Origin of the sequence: Mixta tenebrionis, from assembly GCF_006517625.1 — a bacterium.
Lineage (GTDB): Bacteria > Pseudomonadota > Gammaproteobacteria > Enterobacterales > Enterobacteriaceae > Mixta > Mixta tenebrionis.
In genome coordinates this window covers 1-17914 of the sequence record NZ_VHQI01000019.1, presented here as the reverse complement: position 1 = coordinate 17914, position 17914 = coordinate 1, and the positions used below count along the sequence as shown (strand labels likewise).

At 54.7% G+C, this 17914-nt stretch carries 18 protein-coding genes; 6 read left to right on the top strand and 12 right to left on the bottom strand.

Going from position 1 to position 17914, the window contains the following annotated elements:
* Window positions 1-47 precede the first annotated feature (47 nt).
* Window positions 48-359 carry a flagellar hook-basal body complex protein FliE gene (fliE, locus tag FKM52_RS20245; protein WP_141177932.1) on the top strand — a complete coding sequence of 104 codons (312 nt, stop codon included), beginning with the start codon at window positions 48-50 and terminating at the stop codon, window positions 357-359.
* Window positions 360-477: 118 nt separating this feature from the next.
* Here the strand turns inward: fliE and folD are convergent, their stop codons facing one another.
* From folD to gcvT, 6 genes are all read right to left on the bottom strand, one after another.
* On the bottom strand, window positions 478-1326 hold the full coding sequence (gene folD / locus FKM52_RS20240) for a bifunctional methylenetetrahydrofolate dehydrogenase/methenyltetrahydrofolate cyclohydrolase FolD (RefSeq protein WP_141177931.1): 849 nt from the start codon (window positions 1324-1326) through the stop codon (window positions 478-480).
* Between the two features lie 13 nt (window positions 1327-1339).
* The gene (locus FKM52_RS20235) at window positions 1340-3010 is read right to left on the bottom strand and encodes a formate--tetrahydrofolate ligase (protein ID WP_141177930.1); all 1671 of its coding nucleotides are present in this window, start codon (window positions 3008-3010) and stop codon (window positions 1340-1342) included.
* Window positions 3011-3117: 107 nt separating this feature from the next.
* The gene (locus FKM52_RS20230) at window positions 3118-4527 is read right to left on the bottom strand and encodes an alanine/glycine:cation symporter family protein (protein WP_141177929.1); all 1410 of its coding nucleotides are present in this window, start codon (window positions 4525-4527) and stop codon (window positions 3118-3120) included.
* Window positions 4528-4694: 167 nt separating this feature from the next.
* Entirely contained in the window at window positions 4695-7577 is a 2883-nt protein-coding gene (gene gcvP, locus FKM52_RS20225) for an aminomethyl-transferring glycine dehydrogenase (RefSeq protein WP_141177928.1), read from the bottom strand.
* Window positions 7578-7641: 64 nt separating this feature from the next.
* On the bottom strand, window positions 7642-8031 hold the full coding sequence (gene gcvH / locus FKM52_RS20220; RefSeq protein WP_141177927.1) for a glycine cleavage system protein GcvH: 390 nt from the start codon (window positions 8029-8031) through the stop codon (window positions 7642-7644).
* A gap of 148 nt (window positions 8032-8179) precedes the next feature.
* A complete protein-coding gene (gcvT, locus tag FKM52_RS20215; protein ID WP_141177926.1) occupies window positions 8180-9289 on the bottom strand; it encodes a glycine cleavage system aminomethyltransferase GcvT in 1110 nt (369 codons plus the stop codon).
* Between the two features lie 1077 nt (window positions 9290-10366).
* On the opposite strand from gcvT, the gene FKM52_RS20210 reads away from it, so the two are divergent.
* The 3 genes from FKM52_RS20210 (at window position 10367) to FKM52_RS20200 (ending at window position 12034) form a co-directional block, all read left to right on the top strand.
* Entirely contained in the window at window positions 10367-10708 is a 342-nt protein-coding gene (locus FKM52_RS20210; RefSeq protein ID WP_141177925.1) for an MliC family protein, read from the top strand.
* Window positions 10709-11310: 602 nt separating this feature from the next.
* On the top strand, window positions 11311-11523 hold the full coding sequence (gene cspE / locus FKM52_RS20205) for a transcription antiterminator/RNA stability regulator CspE (RefSeq protein WP_141177924.1): 213 nt from the start codon (window positions 11311-11313) through the stop codon (window positions 11521-11523).
* 268 nt (window positions 11524-11791) lie between these two features.
* Window positions 11792-12034, top strand: coding sequence for a hypothetical protein (locus tag FKM52_RS20200; RefSeq protein WP_141177923.1), 243 nt, complete (start codon window positions 11792-11794; stop codon window positions 12032-12034).
* A 47-nt stretch (window positions 12035-12081) separates the two neighbouring features.
* Here the strand turns inward: FKM52_RS20200 and FKM52_RS20195 are convergent, their stop codons facing one another.
* Together FKM52_RS20195 and FKM52_RS20190 are read right to left on the bottom strand one after the other, a co-directional pair.
* Window positions 12082-12321: a DinI-like family protein gene (locus FKM52_RS20195; protein WP_141177922.1), complete on the bottom strand. Its 240-nt coding sequence runs from the start codon at window positions 12319-12321 to the stop codon at window positions 12082-12084.
* 341 nt (window positions 12322-12662) lie between these two features.
* Window positions 12663-12986 (bottom strand): DUF6388 family protein, encoded by a 324-nt coding sequence (locus FKM52_RS20190; protein WP_141177921.1) that lies wholly within the window; start codon window positions 12984-12986, stop codon window positions 12663-12665.
* Between the two features lie 208 nt (window positions 12987-13194).
* Between FKM52_RS20190 and yedD the strand changes: the two genes are divergently transcribed.
* Entirely contained in the window at window positions 13195-13707 is a 513-nt protein-coding gene (gene yedD / locus FKM52_RS20185; RefSeq protein ID WP_141177920.1) for a lipoprotein YedD, read from the top strand.
* Between the two features lie 40 nt (window positions 13708-13747).
* Here yedD and amyA read toward each other — a convergent pair whose 3' ends face one another.
* The 4 genes from amyA to fliD all read right to left on the bottom strand — a co-directional run bounded on the left by amyA (window position 13748) and on the right by fliD (window position 17538).
* Complete coding sequence (gene amyA / locus FKM52_RS20180) at window positions 13748-15250, bottom strand: alpha-amylase (RefSeq protein WP_141177919.1); 1503 nt, start codon at window positions 15248-15250, stop codon at window positions 13748-13750.
* A 103-nt stretch (window positions 15251-15353) separates the two neighbouring features.
* Window positions 15354-15719, bottom strand: coding sequence for a flagella biosynthesis regulatory protein FliT (fliT, locus tag FKM52_RS20175; RefSeq protein ID WP_141177918.1), 366 nt, complete (start codon window positions 15717-15719; stop codon window positions 15354-15356).
* Window positions 15716-16120 carry a flagellar export chaperone FliS gene (gene fliS, locus FKM52_RS20170; protein WP_141177917.1) on the bottom strand — a complete coding sequence of 135 codons (405 nt, stop codon included), beginning with the start codon at window positions 16118-16120 and terminating at the stop codon, window positions 15716-15718. The genes fliT and fliS overlap by 4 nt, the downstream gene beginning before the upstream one ends.
* 14 nt (window positions 16121-16134) lie before the next feature.
* Window positions 16135-17538 (bottom strand): flagellar filament capping protein FliD, encoded by a 1404-nt coding sequence (gene fliD / locus FKM52_RS20165; protein WP_141177916.1) that lies wholly within the window; start codon window positions 17536-17538, stop codon window positions 16135-16137.
* A 251-nt stretch (window positions 17539-17789) separates the two neighbouring features.
* Here fliD and FKM52_RS20160 point away from each other — a divergent pair.
* Window positions 17790-17914 (top strand): flagellin N-terminal helical domain-containing protein (locus FKM52_RS20160; protein WP_484213078.1); only part of this gene is annotated, 125 nt, incomplete at its 3' end.

The following is a 17914-nucleotide window of genomic DNA, read 5'->3' as shown; positions in this document are numbered from 1 at the left end:
AAGTTTGCTGGCGAAAATCGAACAGGCCGCCAATAACGAGGGTTAACATGGCAATCCAGGGGATAGAAAGTGTGATTCAGCAGCTGCAGTCTGGCGCGCTGCAGGCCGGCAACAGAACAGCTGAAACCACTACGCACGCGGATTTCGCCACGCAGATGCGCGCGGCGCTGGATAAGATCAGCGAAACGCAAAACAGCGCCCGCACGCAGGCGCAGAATTTTGAACTGGGTAAACCAGGCGTGGCGCTGAATGATGTGATGGTCGATCTGCAAAAATCATCTATTTCAATGCAGATGGGCGTGCAGGTGCGTAATAAGCTGGTGTCGGCTTATCAGGAAGTGATGAATATGCAGGTGTAGTTCAACGCTTTATCTGTTGAGCGCCGGCAGACCCTTGTGAACTGAAAAAGGGTACTGCCAGCCGGATTAATAGCGCTATCGTCAGAAAGTACGGCCTGTAGCGCCGGAAGAGCGCAGATTAAGAGGCGCGTAAAGCGTGACGATCCGCCGCTATCAGGCAGTTTTGCATCAGCATAGCGATCGTCATCGGGCCGACGCCGCCGGGAACGGGGGTTATCGCTCCGGCGATGGCCTGCACGGCGTTAAAATCGACGTCGCCGCAGATAAGCCCGGCGCTGTCGCGGTGGATGCCGACATCAATCACTACCGCGCCGGGTTTGACATAACGGCTGTCTATCGCGCGCGGCTTGCCGATGGCGACGATAAGAATATCTGCCCGCTGGCAGATGTGCGGCAAATTTTTGGTCTGCGAATGACAGATCGTAACCGTCGCGTTTTCACGCAGCAGAAGCTGGGCGACCGGTTTTCCCACGATATTGCTGCGGCCCAGCACCACGCACTCCTTGCCTGCTATCTCAATATGGCTACGCTTCAGCAACTCGATGATGCCTGCCGGCGTACAGGGCAAAAACCCGGTATGGTTCATCGAAAGCGCGCCGACGTTCTGTGGATGAAAGCCATCCACATCCTTATCGGGACTGATGGCCTGGATGACCGCCTGTGAATCAATAGCGGCGGGCAGCGGCAGCTGTACCAGTATGCCGTCAACGTCATCGCGCTGGTTCAGGGTTTCAATATGCTTCAGCAGCTCAGCCTGGCTGGTTGAATCAGGCAGAGTCATTACCAGAGAGCGGATGCCAACATATTCGCAGGCGCGATGCTTATTATTTACATAAATCGAAGAGGCGGGATCGTTGCCCACCAAAATTACCGCCAGGGTGGCAACGCGCGGACGGGCGCTTAGCTGCGCCTTTAATTCTTCTTTGATCGTCGCGGCAATCGCTTTGCCATTAATTAATACCGTCATATTTTCTCTCCGGTTAAAACAGCCCGCTAATCAGGCCATCCTCATTGAGGTCGATAATATTGGCCGCAGGCGTTTTGGGCAGGCCGGGCATGGTCATGATTGAGCCGGTTAACGCCACCACAAATCCGGCCCCGGCGGAGACGTAAACTTCACGAATATTGATGGTGAAACCGGTTGGCTGGCCCAGCAGAGTAGGATCGTCAGACAGGGAATATTGCGTTTTCGCCATGCAGATCGGGAAGTGGCCGAAGCCCATGCTCTCTATCTTCGTTAGCATGGTGCGGGCTGCGGCGCTCCAGGTCACGCCGTCGGCGCCATAAATTTCTTTCGCGATAGTGTCTATTTTGTCGCTTAACGGCAGCTCATCCGGATAGAGCGGCTGGAAATGCTCAGGCTCATGCTCCAGAATATCGATCACCTGTCGGGCCAGCTCGACGCCGCCCGCGCCGCCTTTCTCCCAGACCTCCGCCAGCGCGAAGCGGCAGCCCCGCTGCTGACAGTACTGACGGATAAAATCGTGCTCTTTAGGCGTGTCGCTGGCGTAGGCATTCAGCGTCACCACCACCGGAACGCCATATTTTTTTACGTTCTCAATGTGCTTGCCGAGATTAACGATGCCTTTCGCCAGCGCCTCCATATTCTCGTGCTGCCACTCATTTTTTCCAGCGCCGCCGTTATATTTCAACGCCTTGGTGGTAGCAACCAGCACCACGCAGCTGGGACGCAAGCCGCTCATGCGGCATTTAATATCGAAGAATTTCTCCGCGCCTAAGTCAGCGCCGAAGCCCGCTTCGGTAACCACAATATCGGCCAGCTTCAGCCCCAGCGTAGTGGCCCTGACGCTATTGCAGCCGTGAGCGATATTAGCAAAGGGGCCGCCGTGAATAATCGCCGGCGTATTCTCCAGCGTCTGGATAAGGTTTGGATTAATCGCATCCTTGAGCAGGCTGGACATCGCGCCCACGGCGTGAAGATCGGCGGCGGTGACCGGATCGCCGCTGCGCGAATAGGCAACGATAATCCGCGCCAGCCGCTGTTTTAAATCACCGATATCTCTGGCGAGACAGAGGATCGCCATAATCTCCGAGGCGACGGTAATAACAAAACCATCCTCGCGTACTACGCCGTCTTTCGGGCCGCCCAGTCCCACCACCGTATGACGCAATGCGCGATCGTTCATATCCATACAGCGCTTAAAGACAATTCTTTTCGGATCGATATCTAACGCATTGCCCTGGAAAATATGGTTATCAAGCATTGCCGCCAGCAGGTTATTGGCTGAGGTAATGGCGTGAAAATCACCGGTAAAGTGCAGGTTGAGATCTTCCATCGGCACTACCTGGGCGTAGCCGCCGCCAGCCGCGCCGCCTTTCATGCCGAAGCAGGGGCCGAGCGACGGTTCGCGCAGGGCGATAACCGCGTTTTTGCCGATATGATTCAGAGCCTGGCCGAGGCCCACCGTCACTGTGGTTTTACCTTCGCCGGCGGGAGTCGGATTAATGGCGGTGACCAGAACCAGTTTGCCATTTTCCCGATCGCCGATCTTTGACCAGAGGCCATTGCTGAATTTTGCTTTGTATTTGCCGTGCAGTTCCAGATCGTCCGGATCGACGCCCAGCTTTTCAGCGATAGCCTGAACGGGTAACAGATGCGCCTCATGGGCAATTTGAATATCCGATTTCATATTTTAGTTCTCACTTTTAATGCTTATCGCAAGGTGGATATTTGAGTTGACGCTACCGGCGTTTGCAGTGTGTTGATCGACGCCTTTTTTGGTTTTTGCGGCGCTAATCACTCTGCCTCCTGATTGACCGGCGAGCCTTTTTTTATCGCACGCGTTATGCGTATAACTACCGGCGATAATAATATGAGCGCCGTCAGATTAGGCAGTACCATCAGTCCATTAAACATATCCGCCATATTCCATACCACCTCTACCTTGATCAGCGAGGCGCAAAATATAAAGATGACGACAATGAACTGATAAATACGTACGGCCTTTTTATTATTAAACAGGTAACGAATATTCATTTCGCCGTAGTAGTACCAGCCGATAATGGTGGTAAATGCGAAGCACAACAGCGCGAATGAAATAAAGATGCTTCCGAACCAGCCGAACACCCAGGAGTAAGCCATTTGCGTCAGCTCAATGCCCTGCAGCCCCTGATAAACAGACATAAAGGAGGCGGTTTGCCGTCCGCCAGCGTCCCACATGCTCAGGCCTGAAGTGATAATCGCCAGTGCGGTGATCGTAACGATAATGGCAACGACGAAAACCCCCATCATGGCGATAAAGCCCTGCTGCTCTTTATGCTCCACTTTCGCCAGCGCGTGCGCATGGGGCGTGGAGCCCATCCCCGCCTCATTAGAGAAGAGGCCGCGGGCGATGCCGAAACGCATGGCTTCCTGAATCGCGATACCGATACCGCCGCCAAGCACCGCCTGCGGATTAAAGGCGGCGACAAAGATTATTTTAAATGCCGGAATAATCCAGGCATAGTTGTAAATCAGAATGACGAAGGTGCCGGCAAAATAAAGCACCGCCTTTATTGGCACAATCTTTTCGGTAAATGAGGCGATACTGCCGATGCCGCCAATAATAACAAAGGCGGTGAGCGCCGCAACGATCAGGCCGCTTACCCAGAGCGGGATGCTTAATGAACCGTAAAAGGCCGAGGCGATCGAATTAGACTGCACCATATTGCCGATAAAACCGAGCGCTAAAATAATTAACAGCGAAAAAACTACCGCCAGCCATTTACAATGCAGGCCTTGTTCAATGTAGTAAGCCGGGCCGCCTACCACCTGGCCTTCTTTATCCTGGCTGCGATATTTTTGCGCCAGAATCGCTTCGGCATAAATAGTCGCCATACCCAGAAAAGAAGAAACCCACATCCAGAAAATAGCGCCGGGGCCGCCGGCAAGAATCGCCGTTGCCGGTCCGGCTAAATTACCGGTCCCTACCTGACCGGCGATAGCCGTGGTGACGGCCTGGAATGAACTCATTCCCCGCTTATCCGCTCGTTTGCCGAACAGAGAGATATTGCCGAATAGCGAGGTAATACTCGTTTTAAAGTAACGGATCTGTACGAATCCCAGCACAATGGTGTAATAAATACCCACCCCGCAGAGCAGATAGATAAGTAATACGTTCCATAGCAGGTCATTTACCTGGTTAACAAAGTGACTCAAGATATCCATCTTGCCGACTTTCCTGTTTATTGATTAGCAATACGCTACCCTACTTACCCAGGCATTTTAATCGCCGCTGCGTAAGAAGGTTTGGATCTATATCATCGCGTTATGTTGCAAAAGATATCGATTGCGCAGGTCTGGCGGAAGTTGGGGGCGGCGGTCGCCCCCGAAAGCTACCGGTATTCCTCAGGCGCCGGACAACCGCAGTACAGATGGCGATCGCCATAGACATCATCGAGTCGTTTCACCGTCGGCCAGTATTTATTTGCCGCCTGCTGTGGCGCAGGGAAAACAGCCCGCTTGCGGCTGTAGGGATGCCGCCACTCTTCAGCCAGCTCCCACTGAGTATGGGGCGCGTTTACTAAAGGATTGTCGAGCGGCGGCCACTCGCCGTTAGCCACCCGCGTGGCCTCGTCATAAATACTGCGCATGGCGGCGATAAAGCGATCCAGCTCTGCCAGGCTCTCTGATTCCGTCGGCTCCACCATCAGCGTGCTCGCTACCGGGAATGACATGGTCGGCGCGTGAAAACCATAATCAATCAGCCGCTTCGCCACATCCATTTCGCTGATGCCGTAGCGTTCTTTTAAGGGGCGAATATCGAGAATACATTCGTGAGCGACATAGCCGTCCCGTCCACAATAGAGCACCGGGAACAGATCGTTAAGGCGCCGCGCTATGTAGTTTGCGTTGAGGATGGCGACCTGAGAGGCTCGCTTCAGCCCCTGGGAGCCCATCATGCGAATATACATCCAGCTTATCGGCAGGATCGAGGCGCTGCCGAACGGCGCCGCGCTAACCGCGCCCAGCTGCGTAAGCCGCTTCGCATCGCTCACTACGCAATGTCCCGGCACAAAGTCCGCCAGATGCGCCTTGACGCCGATCGGTCCTACGCCGGGCCCGCCGCCGCCGTGCGGAATGCTGAAGGTTTTATGCAGGTTAAAATGGGAAACGTCGGCACCGATATGCCCCGGCGAGGTTAGCCCAACCTGGGCGTTCATATTGGCGCCGTCTAAATAGACCTGCCCGCCATATTGATGGACGATCTGACAGACGCGGCGAATATTTTCTTCGTAAACGCCATGCGTTGATGGATAGGTAACCATGACGCAGGAGAGCGCATCTCCCGCCTGCGCGGCTTTCCTCTCCAGATCGGCGATATCAATATTGCCGTGACGGTCGCAATCGACCACTACCACGGTCATGCCCGCCATATGGGCGGAAGCCGGATTGGTGCCGTGCGCGGAGGCCGGAATCAGACAGATATGGCGCTGTTGCTGCCGGCAGCTGTGCTGATAGCGTCTGATGGTCAACAGACCGGCATATTCGCCCTGCGCGCCGGAGTTGGGCTGCATACAGATAGCGTCGTAGCCGCTGAGGGCGATCAGCCACTGCGAGAGTTGATCTATTAAAATCTGGTATCCCTGCGCCTGTTCGGGCGGGCAAAACGGATGCAGTTCGCTGAATTCGGGCCAGCTTATCGGCAGCATCTCTGCCGCAGCGTTAAGTTTCATGGTGCAGGAGCCCAGCGGAATCATCGCCTGATTGAGGGCCAGATCCTTCTGCTCCAGCGCGCGCAGATAACGCATCATTTCCGTTTCGCTATGATAGCGCTGGAAAACAGGATGGGTCAGGATTGGCGCGGTACGCAGCAGCTCCGGCGGCAAAGATGGTTCGCTGCCGCGTACCTGTTCGGCATCAAGCGCCTCGATATCCAGCGTGGCCGCCTTGCCGGTTACCACGCTCAGCAGGGTTAAAATATCTTCTCTGCGGGTGGTTTCATCCAGCGAAATAGCGATAGCGTCAGGCAGATCGTCGCGCAGGTTAATTTTTTGCGCCTGAGCGCGGCGCAGAATCGCCGCCTTATCAGGCACCTGTAACGTTAAGGTATCGAACCAGCGCTGGTGGCGCAGAGTCATTCCCGCCTGGCGTAGCCCGACGGCCAGCAGAGTGGTAAGCCGGTGGATGCGCCGGGCGATGCGCTCAAGCCCCTGCGGCCCGTGATAAACGGCATACATGCCCGCGATTACGGCCAGCAGCACCTGCGAGGTGCAGATATTTGAGTTCGCTTTCTCCCGGCGGATATGCTGTTCGCGCGTTTGCATCGCCATGCGCAGGGCTGGATTGCCTGCGGCATCTCTGGAAACGCCGATAATTCGTCCCGGCATGGCGCGTTTATACTCTTCGCGACAGGCAAAAAACGCGGCGTGCGGGCCGCCGTAGCCCATGGGAACCCCCAGTCGCTGGGCGGAGCCCAGGACGATATCCGCCCCCATCTCGCCCGGCGATTTTAGCAGAACCAGCGCCAGCGGATCGGCGCAGACGCAGGTAATAATCTGCCGCTGTTTCAACGCGGCGAGCGGTGCGGCAAGCTGATGAACGTCGCCATCGCTGCCGATCAGCGGAAGCAGGGCGCCGAACAGCGCGTCGTGCTCGGCGACGCGGTCGAGATCGTCGACAATAATTGCAAATCCCAGCGTTTCCGCGCGCGTTTTCACCACGTCCAGGATTTGTGGATGCACATCGCGGCAGACGAAAAAACGGTGGGCGGATTTATCGTTGCAGACCCGGTACGCCATCGCCATCGCTTCGGCGGCGGCGGTGGCCTCGTCCAGCAGCGAAGCCGAGGCCAGCGGCAGCCCGGTTAAATCGATGACCAGCTGTTGAAAGTTCAGCAAGGCTTCCAGACGTCCCTGCGAGACTTCCGGCTGATAGGGCGTATAGGCGGTATACCAGCCTGGGTTTTCCAGCAGGTTGCGGCGGATAACCTCCGGCATCAGCGTGCCGTAGTAGCCCATACCGATAAAGGATTTATAGCGCTGATTCTGGTCGGCGATAGCTTTCAACTCGCTTAACGCCTCCTGCTCCTGCAAGCCATCGCCGACCTGGGGAAGAGAGGGCAGCGCGATGTCCGCAGGCACGATTTTCTGGGTCAGTTCGTCCAGCGTGGCGACATCCAGCGCAGTTAGCATGGCTGTTATCTGCGCTTCCGATGGCCCAATATGGCGATGGACAAACGCATGGCGGTATTCAAGCTGTTTTAATGATGCTGTCATTGTGAATAGCTCCTTATTGATGCCGGTTCGACTTTTACCGCTCGGCGACGCGGGAGAGGCGCGGCTAGTCGGCAATCAAAGCGTGATAATCTTCCGCGCTCAGCAGCGCGGCGACCTGCTCCGGTCGTTCGCTTTTGATTAAGAACATCCAGCCATCCTCATAGGGGGAGCTATTCACTGCTTCCGGCGTATCATCCAGCTGACTATTCACTTCGACAATTTCACCGTCGAACGGGGCATAAATATCAGAAACCGCCTTTACCGATTCCACCGTTGCGCACTCTTCGCCGGCCTGATAGCGTTTTGCCGGCGTCGGCAAATCGATAAATACCACGTCACCCAGGAGTGACTGCGCATGTTCCGTAATACCTACGCGATACAGACCGTTGCCTTCATCTTTTACCCATTCATGAGAATCGGTATATTGCAGATCTGCTGGTAATATGGTGCTCATTATTCCCTGTCTCCTGTTGTTATTTCCGGCGTAAAACTTTGGTAGATCTGTCATTGCTCAGACTGCGCCAGGCGCTGGCCGCAACAAGCGGCAGGCAATATATTCCTTGCAGCCTGAATCAGGCTGTGCCGGTTTATTTTGCTGTTAGTTAATCAACGACGCTTTTTCCGTTACGCACAAATATGGGTTTTACAATGCGTACGGCATGTGGTTTGCCGCGTAAAGTCACGCTTGCCTCATTGCCGATCGCTACCGGCAGCCGGGCGAGGGCGATGCTGCAATTCAGCGTGGGTGAAAAAGAACCGCTGGTGATCGTGCCGTAGCAGATCTCGCCCTGCTGATTGCGGCACTGCACGGGCAGCTGGTTGCGTAAAATACCTTTATCCTGCAGCACCAGCCCCACCAGCTGTTCCTGCAGGGCGTGACGCTGTTTTTCTAACGCCTCTCTGCCGATAAAATCGCGCTGCGGCGGCTCCCAGCCGATGGTCCAGCCCATATTGGCGACCAGCGGCGATGTCTGTTCATCCATCTCCTGCCCGTAAAGATTCATGCCCGCTTCCAGACGCAGGGTATCGCGCGCGCCGAGGCCGCAGGGCGTGACGCCCGCCTCCAGCAGCCCCTGCCAGAACGCCGCCGCCATCGCTGAAGGCAGGGCGATTTCATACCCTTTCTCGCCGGTATAGCCGGTGGTGGCGATAAACAGCTGTCCGGTCTGTTTGCCGAAGAAAGGTTTCATACCGGCGATATCATCCCGCTGCGCAGGGGTGAGCAGCTGCGCGACTTTCTGCTGCGCAGCAGGACCCTGAACGGCTATCAGCGAGAGATCGTCGCGCAGTTTTATTTCAACCTGATACTGCGCGGCGTATTGCCTGATCCAGGCGAGGTCCTTTTCGCGCGTAGCCGAATTGACCACCATGCGATAATGCTGCTGAGTGAAAAAATAGACGATGAGGTCATCTATTACGCCGCCCTCATGGTTGAGCATGGCGCTATATAAAGCTTTACCGGGCGAGGTTAATTTATCAATATTGTTAGCCAGCAGGTAACGTAATAATTGATACGATTTTGCGCCCTGTAAATCTATTACGGTCATATGCGAAACATCAAACATTCCCGCATCGTTGCGTACGGCATGGTGTTCATGAATTTGCGAGCCGTAATGCAGCGGCATTAACCAGCCATGAAAATCTACCATATGGGCATGACATTTTTCATGCTGGGCGCAGAGCGCCGTAGTTTTTAATTTTGAATTAATCATTCCTTTAATCTTCCCGATTAGCGCTATGCGCTATAAGTGAAAACAAAAGCGACCGTCGTTCACCGAAATGAGTGAGGCTGATTATGTTGACTGACTAATAATAAATATGTGCAAGCGATCACAATAATATCTATTTCTGCGCGGAATGTAGCGATAAAACCAGGGGGGAAGGCGTTTGCTATTGGTTGATGTAATTATATCTATTTGTTTTGTATGAATTATTTTTTAAATCCTGATTAGGATTAGATAATTATTTTGCGTCAGGATAATTTTCTAATAAAAAAGCAATGGCGCCATGTTAAATAGCGTGGCGATTTAAGGCTTATTTTCTGTCAGCTGATTCGTTTCATTTATTTATGGTGGCGTTAAATTTGTGCTGAACGAAAAAGGATATGGCAGGCGGCCGGTAGTGATTTATCTTACCGGAACTACATGAATCTGTTCAGGTAACTATTATTACAGCGTATAAAGGCTGGTTTTACCCGTTCAGCCGGCGCGGGAAAAGGGCCAGGGCGCAGTAGCGCCTGTCGCGCAGGCTATTCCACAAGAATGGCTACGCTTTCCTGCATACATTTATTTCCATTAAATAAACTTGATTTTATTTAACAATGGTCATCGCTGTTTTATGGCTGACAGCTTAGCTTATTTACAATAACGCTTAACTATTTTGGCGTTTGGACCGCCAGGGGAGGGTGATGAACGCAGGGTTCACGGCGCGGCCCTGCGAGGATATAGAGTAAAGATATAGTTAAGTTATAATAAACAGCTAAACCGGTTGTTGCAGTTAATCGTAGGTGATATATCGGCTAACCCCGGCAAAAAAGTAACGCCGCACCGGCAAAAAATAAGCGTCAGATGTTGGCCGCCCGTGCCTTAAACCAGGCCTGCTTATTTATAGGCGGCCCCGCTTGAATAGTCGCCATTGCCTGGTTAGTGAATCCGCCATGCAGCTTGTCCATCAGAATAATCTAATAGTTAGCGCAGCAATGATCGGAAAAGCAGTTAGCGCATCAGAAAAAGCGTTAATGCTTTTTGGTATACTTCTCTGCCGGTATCTATTCTGACTGAGGAACAGCTATGAACAAAGGTTATTTAGCTATGGCTATGGCGGCGGCGGTGATGCTGGCTGGCTGTAACGCCACCGGCCCGCTGCCGGGAAACGAAAAGGCGCAGAAAAGCCAGGTTACCTATCAGTGCAGCGACGGAGAACAGCTGGCGGTGACCTATTATAATGGCGACGCCAACCGGCTGGCGGTAGTGAAAAAGGGCAGCCAGCCGCAGCTGGTGATGGTCAACGTCATTGCCGGCAGCGGTGCAAAATATGTCGGCAATATTTATGAGTGGTGGACGAAAGGCGACAGCGGTAATTTCACCCAGCTGATGGATAATAAAATTACCGAGTGTCGCTCGCGCGGCTAATGCCGCCTGCCCACAGGCGTGCGCTTTTACAGGCGTACACTTTACAGATGGAGGTCGTCCGCTTACAGGGGATGGCGTCTGCCCACAGGCGTACGTTTTTACAGCCGTATGCCGCTGTTTCTGGCGGCGGCATTCGCCAGGCTCAACGCTGTTCCGGCAGAAAAATCACCGAGCAGACGTGGTTTCCGCGGCTTCTGGGTATTTCGTCGTACTGCCGCCGTTTTTACGCTGACGTTTCTTTACCTGAGATGTATTGATAAATCTGGCTTTAGTTTTTCCACAAAGAGAGTTAACCGGGAGGACAGACGTTTCTTTACAATCCGATGCGCAGGGCCTGAAAAAAATGCTTTTTATTCTCTCCGCTTAGCGCGTGAAAAGATTTAAAAATAAAGCTTGCGCCCGGCCGGGTTCCATGAGTAAATAGCGCATCGGTTTGGTAGACAGACCTTATGAAAGCAGTTTTAGTAAAGCAGTCCTCATTTAAAGCGTTATCTCAGATACCCCTTCTTCGTGAGCCTCTTCTAAGTGCCCAATAAGTATTCTCTGCAATACAGACCTGTACGCCACAATAGCTGGCTCATCTATCTAAGAAGGAAGTATCAATGTCTAATAAAATGACTGGTTTAGTAAAATGGTTTAACGCTGAAAAAGGTTTCGGCTTTATCTCTCCGGAAGACGGCAGCAAAGATGTATTCGTACACTTCTCTGCTATCCAGAGCAACGATTTCAAAACCCTTGATGAAGGCCAGAAAGTCTCTTTCTCCGTAGAAAACGGCGCGAAAGGTCCTTCAGCAACTAACGTGGTTGCGCTGTAAGTCTCACCAGCCTTGTTCTGCTTTCCGACAGCGATGACGGTAATAACCTGAGCGGTGAAGGCAAATAACAGGCGTGATGATTGCGCAATGCGGCGGGCGGCTAATAAGCTTCCCGCATAAAAAGCCCACTCAGGTGGGCTTTTTTGCGTCCAAAAAAAGCCGCAACGGATTAACTGTGACGGTAACGGCAACTGTCAGCTTTACTGCGGGAGTGGCGCAGTAGGCCGCCTATACTGATTAAGCCCCTGTCGGGTTACTGGAGGTGAATATGTCAGAACGCCCTGATGCAATCGATCCGCTGGAAGATGATGAGTCCGTACCGCAAACGCCTGAGGATATCGCCGACGATGACGATATTGCCGACGACGATGAAGCGGCTGATGATGACGATATCGCCGATGATGACGAAGCAGATGATGATATTGCAGATGATGATATCGCCGATGAGGATGTCGTCGACCCGCTGGATGATGAAGATGATGAGGATGACGATCCCGGCACGGTGATTTAAATAAAAAAAACCGCCCTACAGGGCGGTTTTCTTTAGCGGCGCAAGGCCTATTCCGCCACCAGCCACATATCCGCTTCGTCAAACATCTCCTCAACGATGCGAATAATAATTGATTTGTCGCTTTTGCTGGCATCGCTTTCAATCGCGTTGCGCTGCATCGCTTTAGCCTTAACCTCGGCGTCCGGGAAGGTGCGGTGAATACGCTTTTGCAACTCTTCCAGGATCATTTCATGCGCGCCAGGCAGGCCGGCAACATTGCGCTTGTCATAAATCAGTTCAACAAACATAGGTAGCAATCCTCTTGATTCCGCACCGCTTGAAGCGCCACTCATCATACTGGATAGGTAAACAGTATCAAGCGCAATTTTAACCGCTGACCGGAAAAATTCTTCGGGCAGCGGTAGCGAAGGGTGCATCAGCGGGCCTGTTAACTCGCGACTTAACTCTTTGCCTTGAGCGGCCAAGGGAACGGGGCGTCACTAAACAGGCGGAATGCAGCGTGGTCATGCTTTATCAGCTGCCTCAACGATAAGGTAAGGCTGACATCCGGCGCAGTTTCCCCGGCGCGCTAGCGCTAACGTATCAGCGAGTTACTGAGGCGCCGTGCATGAAGGTGTAGCGCCTTCGCCTACAGCTGATTTTTTTGGCAAAACTCTTCCCACGTCATGCCCAGCGCGGCGGCATGTTCCCTGAGGTAAGCTTCAATCGCCTGCATCGCCACCTCTTTATTCGGTTCCGCCAGCTGAATAGAGAACAAAATCGCATCCTGATTTTTAGCGCGCAGAAAAGCGGCATAGAGCCGATCGGCCTGCATATCGCGATACTGCGGCAGCGTCATATTCACGCTGTCCGCTTCCTCTTGCTTCAGCTCATCCAGCGCGGCCTGCAAATCGGGGTGGGCGGAAAGAAACATGGAGCGGGCGATGGCGTAATATTCCTGAGGCGTTTTCATCAAGGTAACCTGTCGATAAAGATGCGCTAAGTGTAACCTGCGGCCGGCTCGCTGTCAGGAACGGGACGTCCGATAGCGGAAAAGTTATTCGCTTTGCGCGCTTTGCCGCGAAAAGCTCTGCAACACGCCTTCAGGCGCGTAAGTCTCTTGCGTGCGCCAGGGGAAAATTATAACGTAGCCGCCATCGAAAGAAGGTTAGGGAGCCAGGATGAAAAAGTGGATGCTGTTGGGCGCGCTGGCGCTGACGGGCTGTGCGCAGATTACTCAATACCAGCAGGCGGTGAAAACCCCGGTGCCGGCCAGCCTGCAGGGTTACTGGCAAACCAGCGGGCCGCAGAGCGGGCTGGTCAGCGACCAGGCGATCGGCAGCCTGATTATCTCCGCACAGGGCGATACGCTGGACTGCCGCCAGTGGCAGCGGGTAATCGCCAAGCCCGGCAAGCTGACGCTGCTGAACGGACAGTATGTAAACGTCAATAAACAGCTACGCGTGATGCCGCTGGAGCTGGAAGGCGAGGTTCTGCATTACGACAAGCTGAAGCTGAAAAAAGTGGATCGCCCCACGCTGGAATGTCAGCAGGCGCTGGAAGAGGTTAGCGCTCAGCCCGATGCGGCGGTTATCCAGAATATCCAGCCGCAGCTGATGCGCGCCGTTTTCGCCGATCCCTCCGCGCAGCAGTCAGAGCCTGCGGCGGAACAGCCAGCGACGCAGCAGCGGTAACAGACGTTATGGCGCGCATTCGGCGCGTCATCGCTTTCGGCTAACCTCCGGCGCTCTCCCGGCGCGTGTCGATCACCCAAACGCTGACGCTGCCGGCGTTACAGCGAAACCGCGCGCGGCCCCGTTCATCCAGCGTGATGCTTTCCTGGCGATGGCCGAGGTAGTCATGCCAGCACGTTCCGGCAAAGGCTTCGCCAGGGGCGATCGGCTTCTCGCCGTCGCCGCCGTTTGACAGCACCACCACGCAGCCCGGATGTTCAGCGGTGCCGCTGCGGCTGAAGGCGATACAGTTTGCGCTGTCGAAATAGTCGGTCTGCAGGCCATGCGCGTAGCGCTGGCGCGCGCGAATCAGCGCTTCCAGCTCTTCGACCGCGGGCATTTCAATGGTGTCGTGCTCGTCGTCGCCGCCTTCATCCCGGTAGCTGGCGCCAAACAGATCGGGATAAAAGATCGTGGGTATTCCCTGGGCGCGCAGCAGGATCAGCGCGTAGGCCAGCGGCTTAAACCAGTTATCGACCGGCGCTTCCAGCGACTGCAACGGCTGCGTATCATGATTAGCCACCAGCGTCACCGCGTGCGCCGGCGCGCGCGCCGTTAGCGTCTCGCTGAAAAGCGTGCGCAGATCGTAATCGGCGCCCAGCTGCGACGCCTGATGAAACTTCATCTGTAGCGGGGCATCGAACAGCAGGGCGCTGCCTGCCAGCCGATCGAGATAGTGCAGCAGCGTCTCCACATCGTGCGACCAGTATTCCGCCACGATAAACATCGGCTGTTGCGCCGTGGCCTGCACATGCTCGATCCACTGTTTACAGAACCACGCCGGAATATGCTTCACCGCGTCAAGGCGAAAACCGGTACAGGGCAGCTCGGCCATGATCCAGCGCGCCCAGTATTTCAGCTCCTCGCTCACCGCCCGGTTGCGAAAATCGATATTGGCGCCCATCAGATAATCGAAGTTACCCAGCTCATCGTTAACCTGATCGTTCCAGCCGGCGCCGCCGTAGTCGTTCTCGATCTTAAAAATGCCGCTTTCATCGGGATTCTCGATGCGATCGACGCCGCTGAAGCAGTGATAATCCCAGATAAAACGCGAATATTTACCCGCACGCGCCGGGAAGGTAAAGCGCGTCCATGCCTCCGCTGAGATAATTTCTTCGTCGATCTGGTTGCGGTTATCGGCATTAACCCGTCTGACGCCGATGCGTTCTTTCTCATCGGCGCCCATTTTGTGGTTCAGCACTACGTCGAGGATGACGTTGATCCGGTAACGGCGCAGCGTCTCCGCTGCCCGCAGCAGCTGGGCCTTATCGCCATATTTGGTGGCGCGCGCGCCTTTTTGCGCAAACTCGCCGAGGTCGAACAGATCGTAGGGATTATAGCCGACGGAGTAGCTGCCGGATTCGCCTTTATAACAGGGCGGCAGCCAGACTGAGGTAATGCCGATTTCGGCCAGCCAGGCGGCGCGCTCCGTAACTTCCGGCCACAGACGGCCGCCGTCGGGGTAATACCAGTGGAAAAATTGTAACAGCGTGGGGTTGTGCATTTCCCTGCTCCGGTTGTGCGCTTTGCCAACAAGTATGGTCGAGCGTCAGCGGAGCGGGCGGGGAAACGGTTATTTTCCGCTTCTCCGCTCAGGATGCCATCGCTTAGCGATCGTCAGGGGAGAGGATATTGCCGGAAAGGTGTCCGTAGGCGGACGTAATGTTTTTCTGCTGGTTGCCCTGGCTGACCAGCGCGCGCAGCTCATTCATGCGGCTGGAGAGCAGGTTTTTTACCTGGCTTTCGTTATCCAGCAGCTGGCGCAGCAGCGGGCGGATCTGCGTCTGTACCGCCGCGGGCAGCGTCGTGCCGTCCACCGCCTGGGTTACGCTTTCCACCGCGCGCAGATAGCTTACCTCCTGACCAATCAGGGCCTCCCACTGGCCCTGCTGCGCCAGCGAGAGCAGGGTATTGCTGAGCATCAGCAGCTGCTGATAAGCGCGTAACAGATCGAGATGGGCAGGCGTCGTCATGGAACGTCCTGGACGGCGTGCGGGCCGATCTCTTTCCAGGCGTCAGCGATATTGTTCAGCAACTTTTCCACTTCTTCAATCGCCGCGGGATCGTTATGCAGATTAGCGTGCAGCAGGCGGCGCGTCATATAGTCATACAGATCGTCGAGGTTAGCGGCAATCTCGCCGCCCGCCTCGTGATTCAGCCCGGCCCGCAGGCCGTTAGTGATGATATTAATCGCCTTCGACAGCGCCTGGCCTTTGCCGGGAATATCGTCCTGCGCCATCAAAATGGTCGCTTTTTTCATCGCGCTCAGGGCGCCATCGAACAGCAGTACCACCAGCTGATGCGGGCTGGCGCTCATCACCGCACTTTCAACGCTTACCTGTGCGTAGGCCTGAATTCCCGATTTTGCGTACATGATGTCTCCCTGGGTTAGCTCATCGCCGAAAACTGCTGCGTCAGATAGTTCCCGGTCTGCGTCAGCGAGGAAACCAGCGAACTCAGGCTGGTGAACTGGCTTTTATAGCGCGCCATGGTGGCTTCGATCTGCTTGTTTGTCCGGTCGTATTGATCGGAGAGGCGTTTCAGCGAGGTGTTGATGCCATCTTCCGCCCGCTGGATCGCGCCCTCTGAGTCCAGCATCGAATCAAGCAGGTTGCTGGCCTGGGTTGCGAAGCCGGTAGTTTTACCATCGCCGGAGAGAAAGGTAGTGACGCTGGCGGATTTTTCATTCAGCGCTTTGTTCAGTTTATCGCTGTCCACCGTCAGCTTGCCGTTCAGATCCTGAGTGACGCCGATCTGCGACAGCAGCGAAAATTCGCCGCCCGACTGTGAGCTGGAGAGCACCGAACGCAGGCGCGTTTGAATGTTGCGCAGCGTACCGTCGCCCAGCAGATCGCCGTTGCTGCTGTCCTGGGCATCGGTGCCCTGTTCGACGGCGGTATATTTGGTCTGGTTGGCGATGGTAGTTTGCAGCGAGTTATAGGCGTCCACATAGGCCTGCACCGCGGCCACCATCGGCTGGTTATCTTTGGCTACCGTCAGGGTTTCCGGGCTGCCGGCATTGGTTTTGCTCAGCGTCAGGGTAACGCCTTCCGGCGCGTCGGTAATGGTGTTGCTGCTGCGGGTGATCGCCACGCCGTTGATCGTCAGTTCGGCATCGGCGGCGGCAACCTGCTCGGACATGCCGTTAGCGGCGGCGCTTTTGTCGTAGCCGATATATTGCGCCAGCGCGCTGTCGTCGGTAGCGATCGTCATGGCGTTGGCGGTGCCGGTATCACGCGCGGTCAGCGACAGGTAATACGTATTGTCATCAGATTTGATGATGCTGGCGGTGACGCTGCCCTGCTGTTTGTTTATCGCATCGCGAACATCCGCCAGGCTGGTTTGATCCTTGCTCAGCGTGACGGTCATCGGCTTTTTCTGACCGCTCTGCGCAATAGTGATGGTGCGTGAAGCCAGCGAACTGTCGCCGAGATCGCTGTCTTTGCTGCTGGCCGCTTTCGACAGCAGCGACTGCGCCTGCGCCAGCTTGCTGACTTCTACCGAATAGTTGCCGGCAGTCGCGTCGTTCGCCAGCGTGGCGCTGAACGCGGTGTTGCTGCTGGTGACTTTGCTGGCGGCGATTTTCGAGGTGTCTTTCAGCGCAGAGGCGGCGGTCTGCAGTTTTTCCAGCGAGGTTTGCACGATGCCCCACGCGGTCAGCTTTGCCTTATAGGAGCTTTGCTGCGTAGTGATCGGGGTCAGGCGCGATTTTTCAGATGTCTCCAGGCTGTCATATAAGCTTTGCAGGTTGGTGAGACTGGTACCCGCACCGAGAGAGCTAATACTTGCCATTTTGTAATCCTTTGTTGGTTGACTATCACTGGGGTGGGTATCGGCAGCGTTCGGCAAAAGATTAGCGCGGGCATGAAAAATCAATGAGCAGATAAAAAGCCTTTCTTTATGGCTCTTCCGGCTTTTATCCGCAGCTGAATTTTTCGAAAATTTTCTAAAGGTTGTTTTGCTGCTGTCGATAATCAGGTTGACGGCGATGAAGCCGGATAACAGATGCCTGAATCTGAAACAATTTTTAAAGGAAAACCATCATGGCAGTTATTAATACTAACACTCTGTCGCTGACCACCCAGAACAACCTGAACAAGTCTCAGTCTTCTCTGGGTTCAGCTATCGAGCGCCTGTCTTCTGGTCTGCGTATCAACAGTGCAAAAGA

Excerpts from the sequence above, each read along its gene's own strand:
- fliE (WP_141177932.1), top strand. The coding sequence starts at position 48 with ATGGCAATCCAGGGGATAGAAAGTGTGATTCAGCAGCTGCAGTCTGGC.
- folD (WP_141177931.1), bottom strand. The coding sequence starts at position 1,326 with ATGACGGTATTAATTAATGGCAAAGCGATTGCCGCGACGATCAAAGAA.
- FKM52_RS20235 (WP_141177930.1), bottom strand. The coding sequence starts at position 3,010 with ATGAAATCGGATATTCAAATTGCCCATGAGGCGCATCTGTTACCCGTT.
- FKM52_RS20230 (WP_141177929.1), bottom strand. The coding sequence starts at position 4,527 with ATGGATATCTTGAGTCACTTTGTTAACCAGGTAAATGACCTGCTATGG.
- gcvP (WP_141177928.1), bottom strand. The coding sequence starts at position 7,577 with ATGACAGCATCATTAAAACAGCTTGAATACCGCCATGCGTTTGTCCAT.
- gcvH (WP_141177927.1), bottom strand. The coding sequence starts at position 8,031 with ATGAGCACCATATTACCAGCAGATCTGCAATATACCGATTCTCATGAA.
- gcvT (WP_141177926.1), bottom strand. The coding sequence starts at position 9,289 with ATGATTAATTCAAAATTAAAAACTACGGCGCTCTGCGCCCAGCATGAA.
- FKM52_RS20210 (WP_141177925.1), top strand. The coding sequence starts at position 10,367 with ATGAACAAAGGTTATTTAGCTATGGCTATGGCGGCGGCGGTGATGCTG.
- cspE (WP_141177924.1), top strand. The coding sequence starts at position 11,311 with ATGTCTAATAAAATGACTGGTTTAGTAAAATGGTTTAACGCTGAAAAA.
- FKM52_RS20200 (WP_141177923.1), top strand. The coding sequence starts at position 11,792 with ATGTCAGAACGCCCTGATGCAATCGATCCGCTGGAAGATGATGAGTCC.
- FKM52_RS20195 (WP_141177922.1), bottom strand. The coding sequence starts at position 12,321 with ATGTTTGTTGAACTGATTTATGACAAGCGCAATGTTGCCGGCCTGCCT.
- FKM52_RS20190 (WP_141177921.1), bottom strand. The coding sequence starts at position 12,986 with ATGAAAACGCCTCAGGAATATTACGCCATCGCCCGCTCCATGTTTCTT.
- yedD (WP_141177920.1), top strand. The coding sequence starts at position 13,195 with ATGAAAAAGTGGATGCTGTTGGGCGCGCTGGCGCTGACGGGCTGTGCG.
- amyA (WP_141177919.1), bottom strand. The coding sequence starts at position 15,250 with ATGCACAACCCCACGCTGTTACAATTTTTCCACTGGTATTACCCCGAC.
- fliT (WP_141177918.1), bottom strand. The coding sequence starts at position 15,719 with ATGACGACGCCTGCCCATCTCGATCTGTTACGCGCTTATCAGCAGCTG.
- fliS (WP_141177917.1), bottom strand. The coding sequence starts at position 16,120 with ATGTACGCAAAATCGGGAATTCAGGCCTACGCACAGGTAAGCGTTGAA.
- fliD (WP_141177916.1), bottom strand. The coding sequence starts at position 17,538 with ATGGCAAGTATTAGCTCTCTCGGTGCGGGTACCAGTCTCACCAACCTG.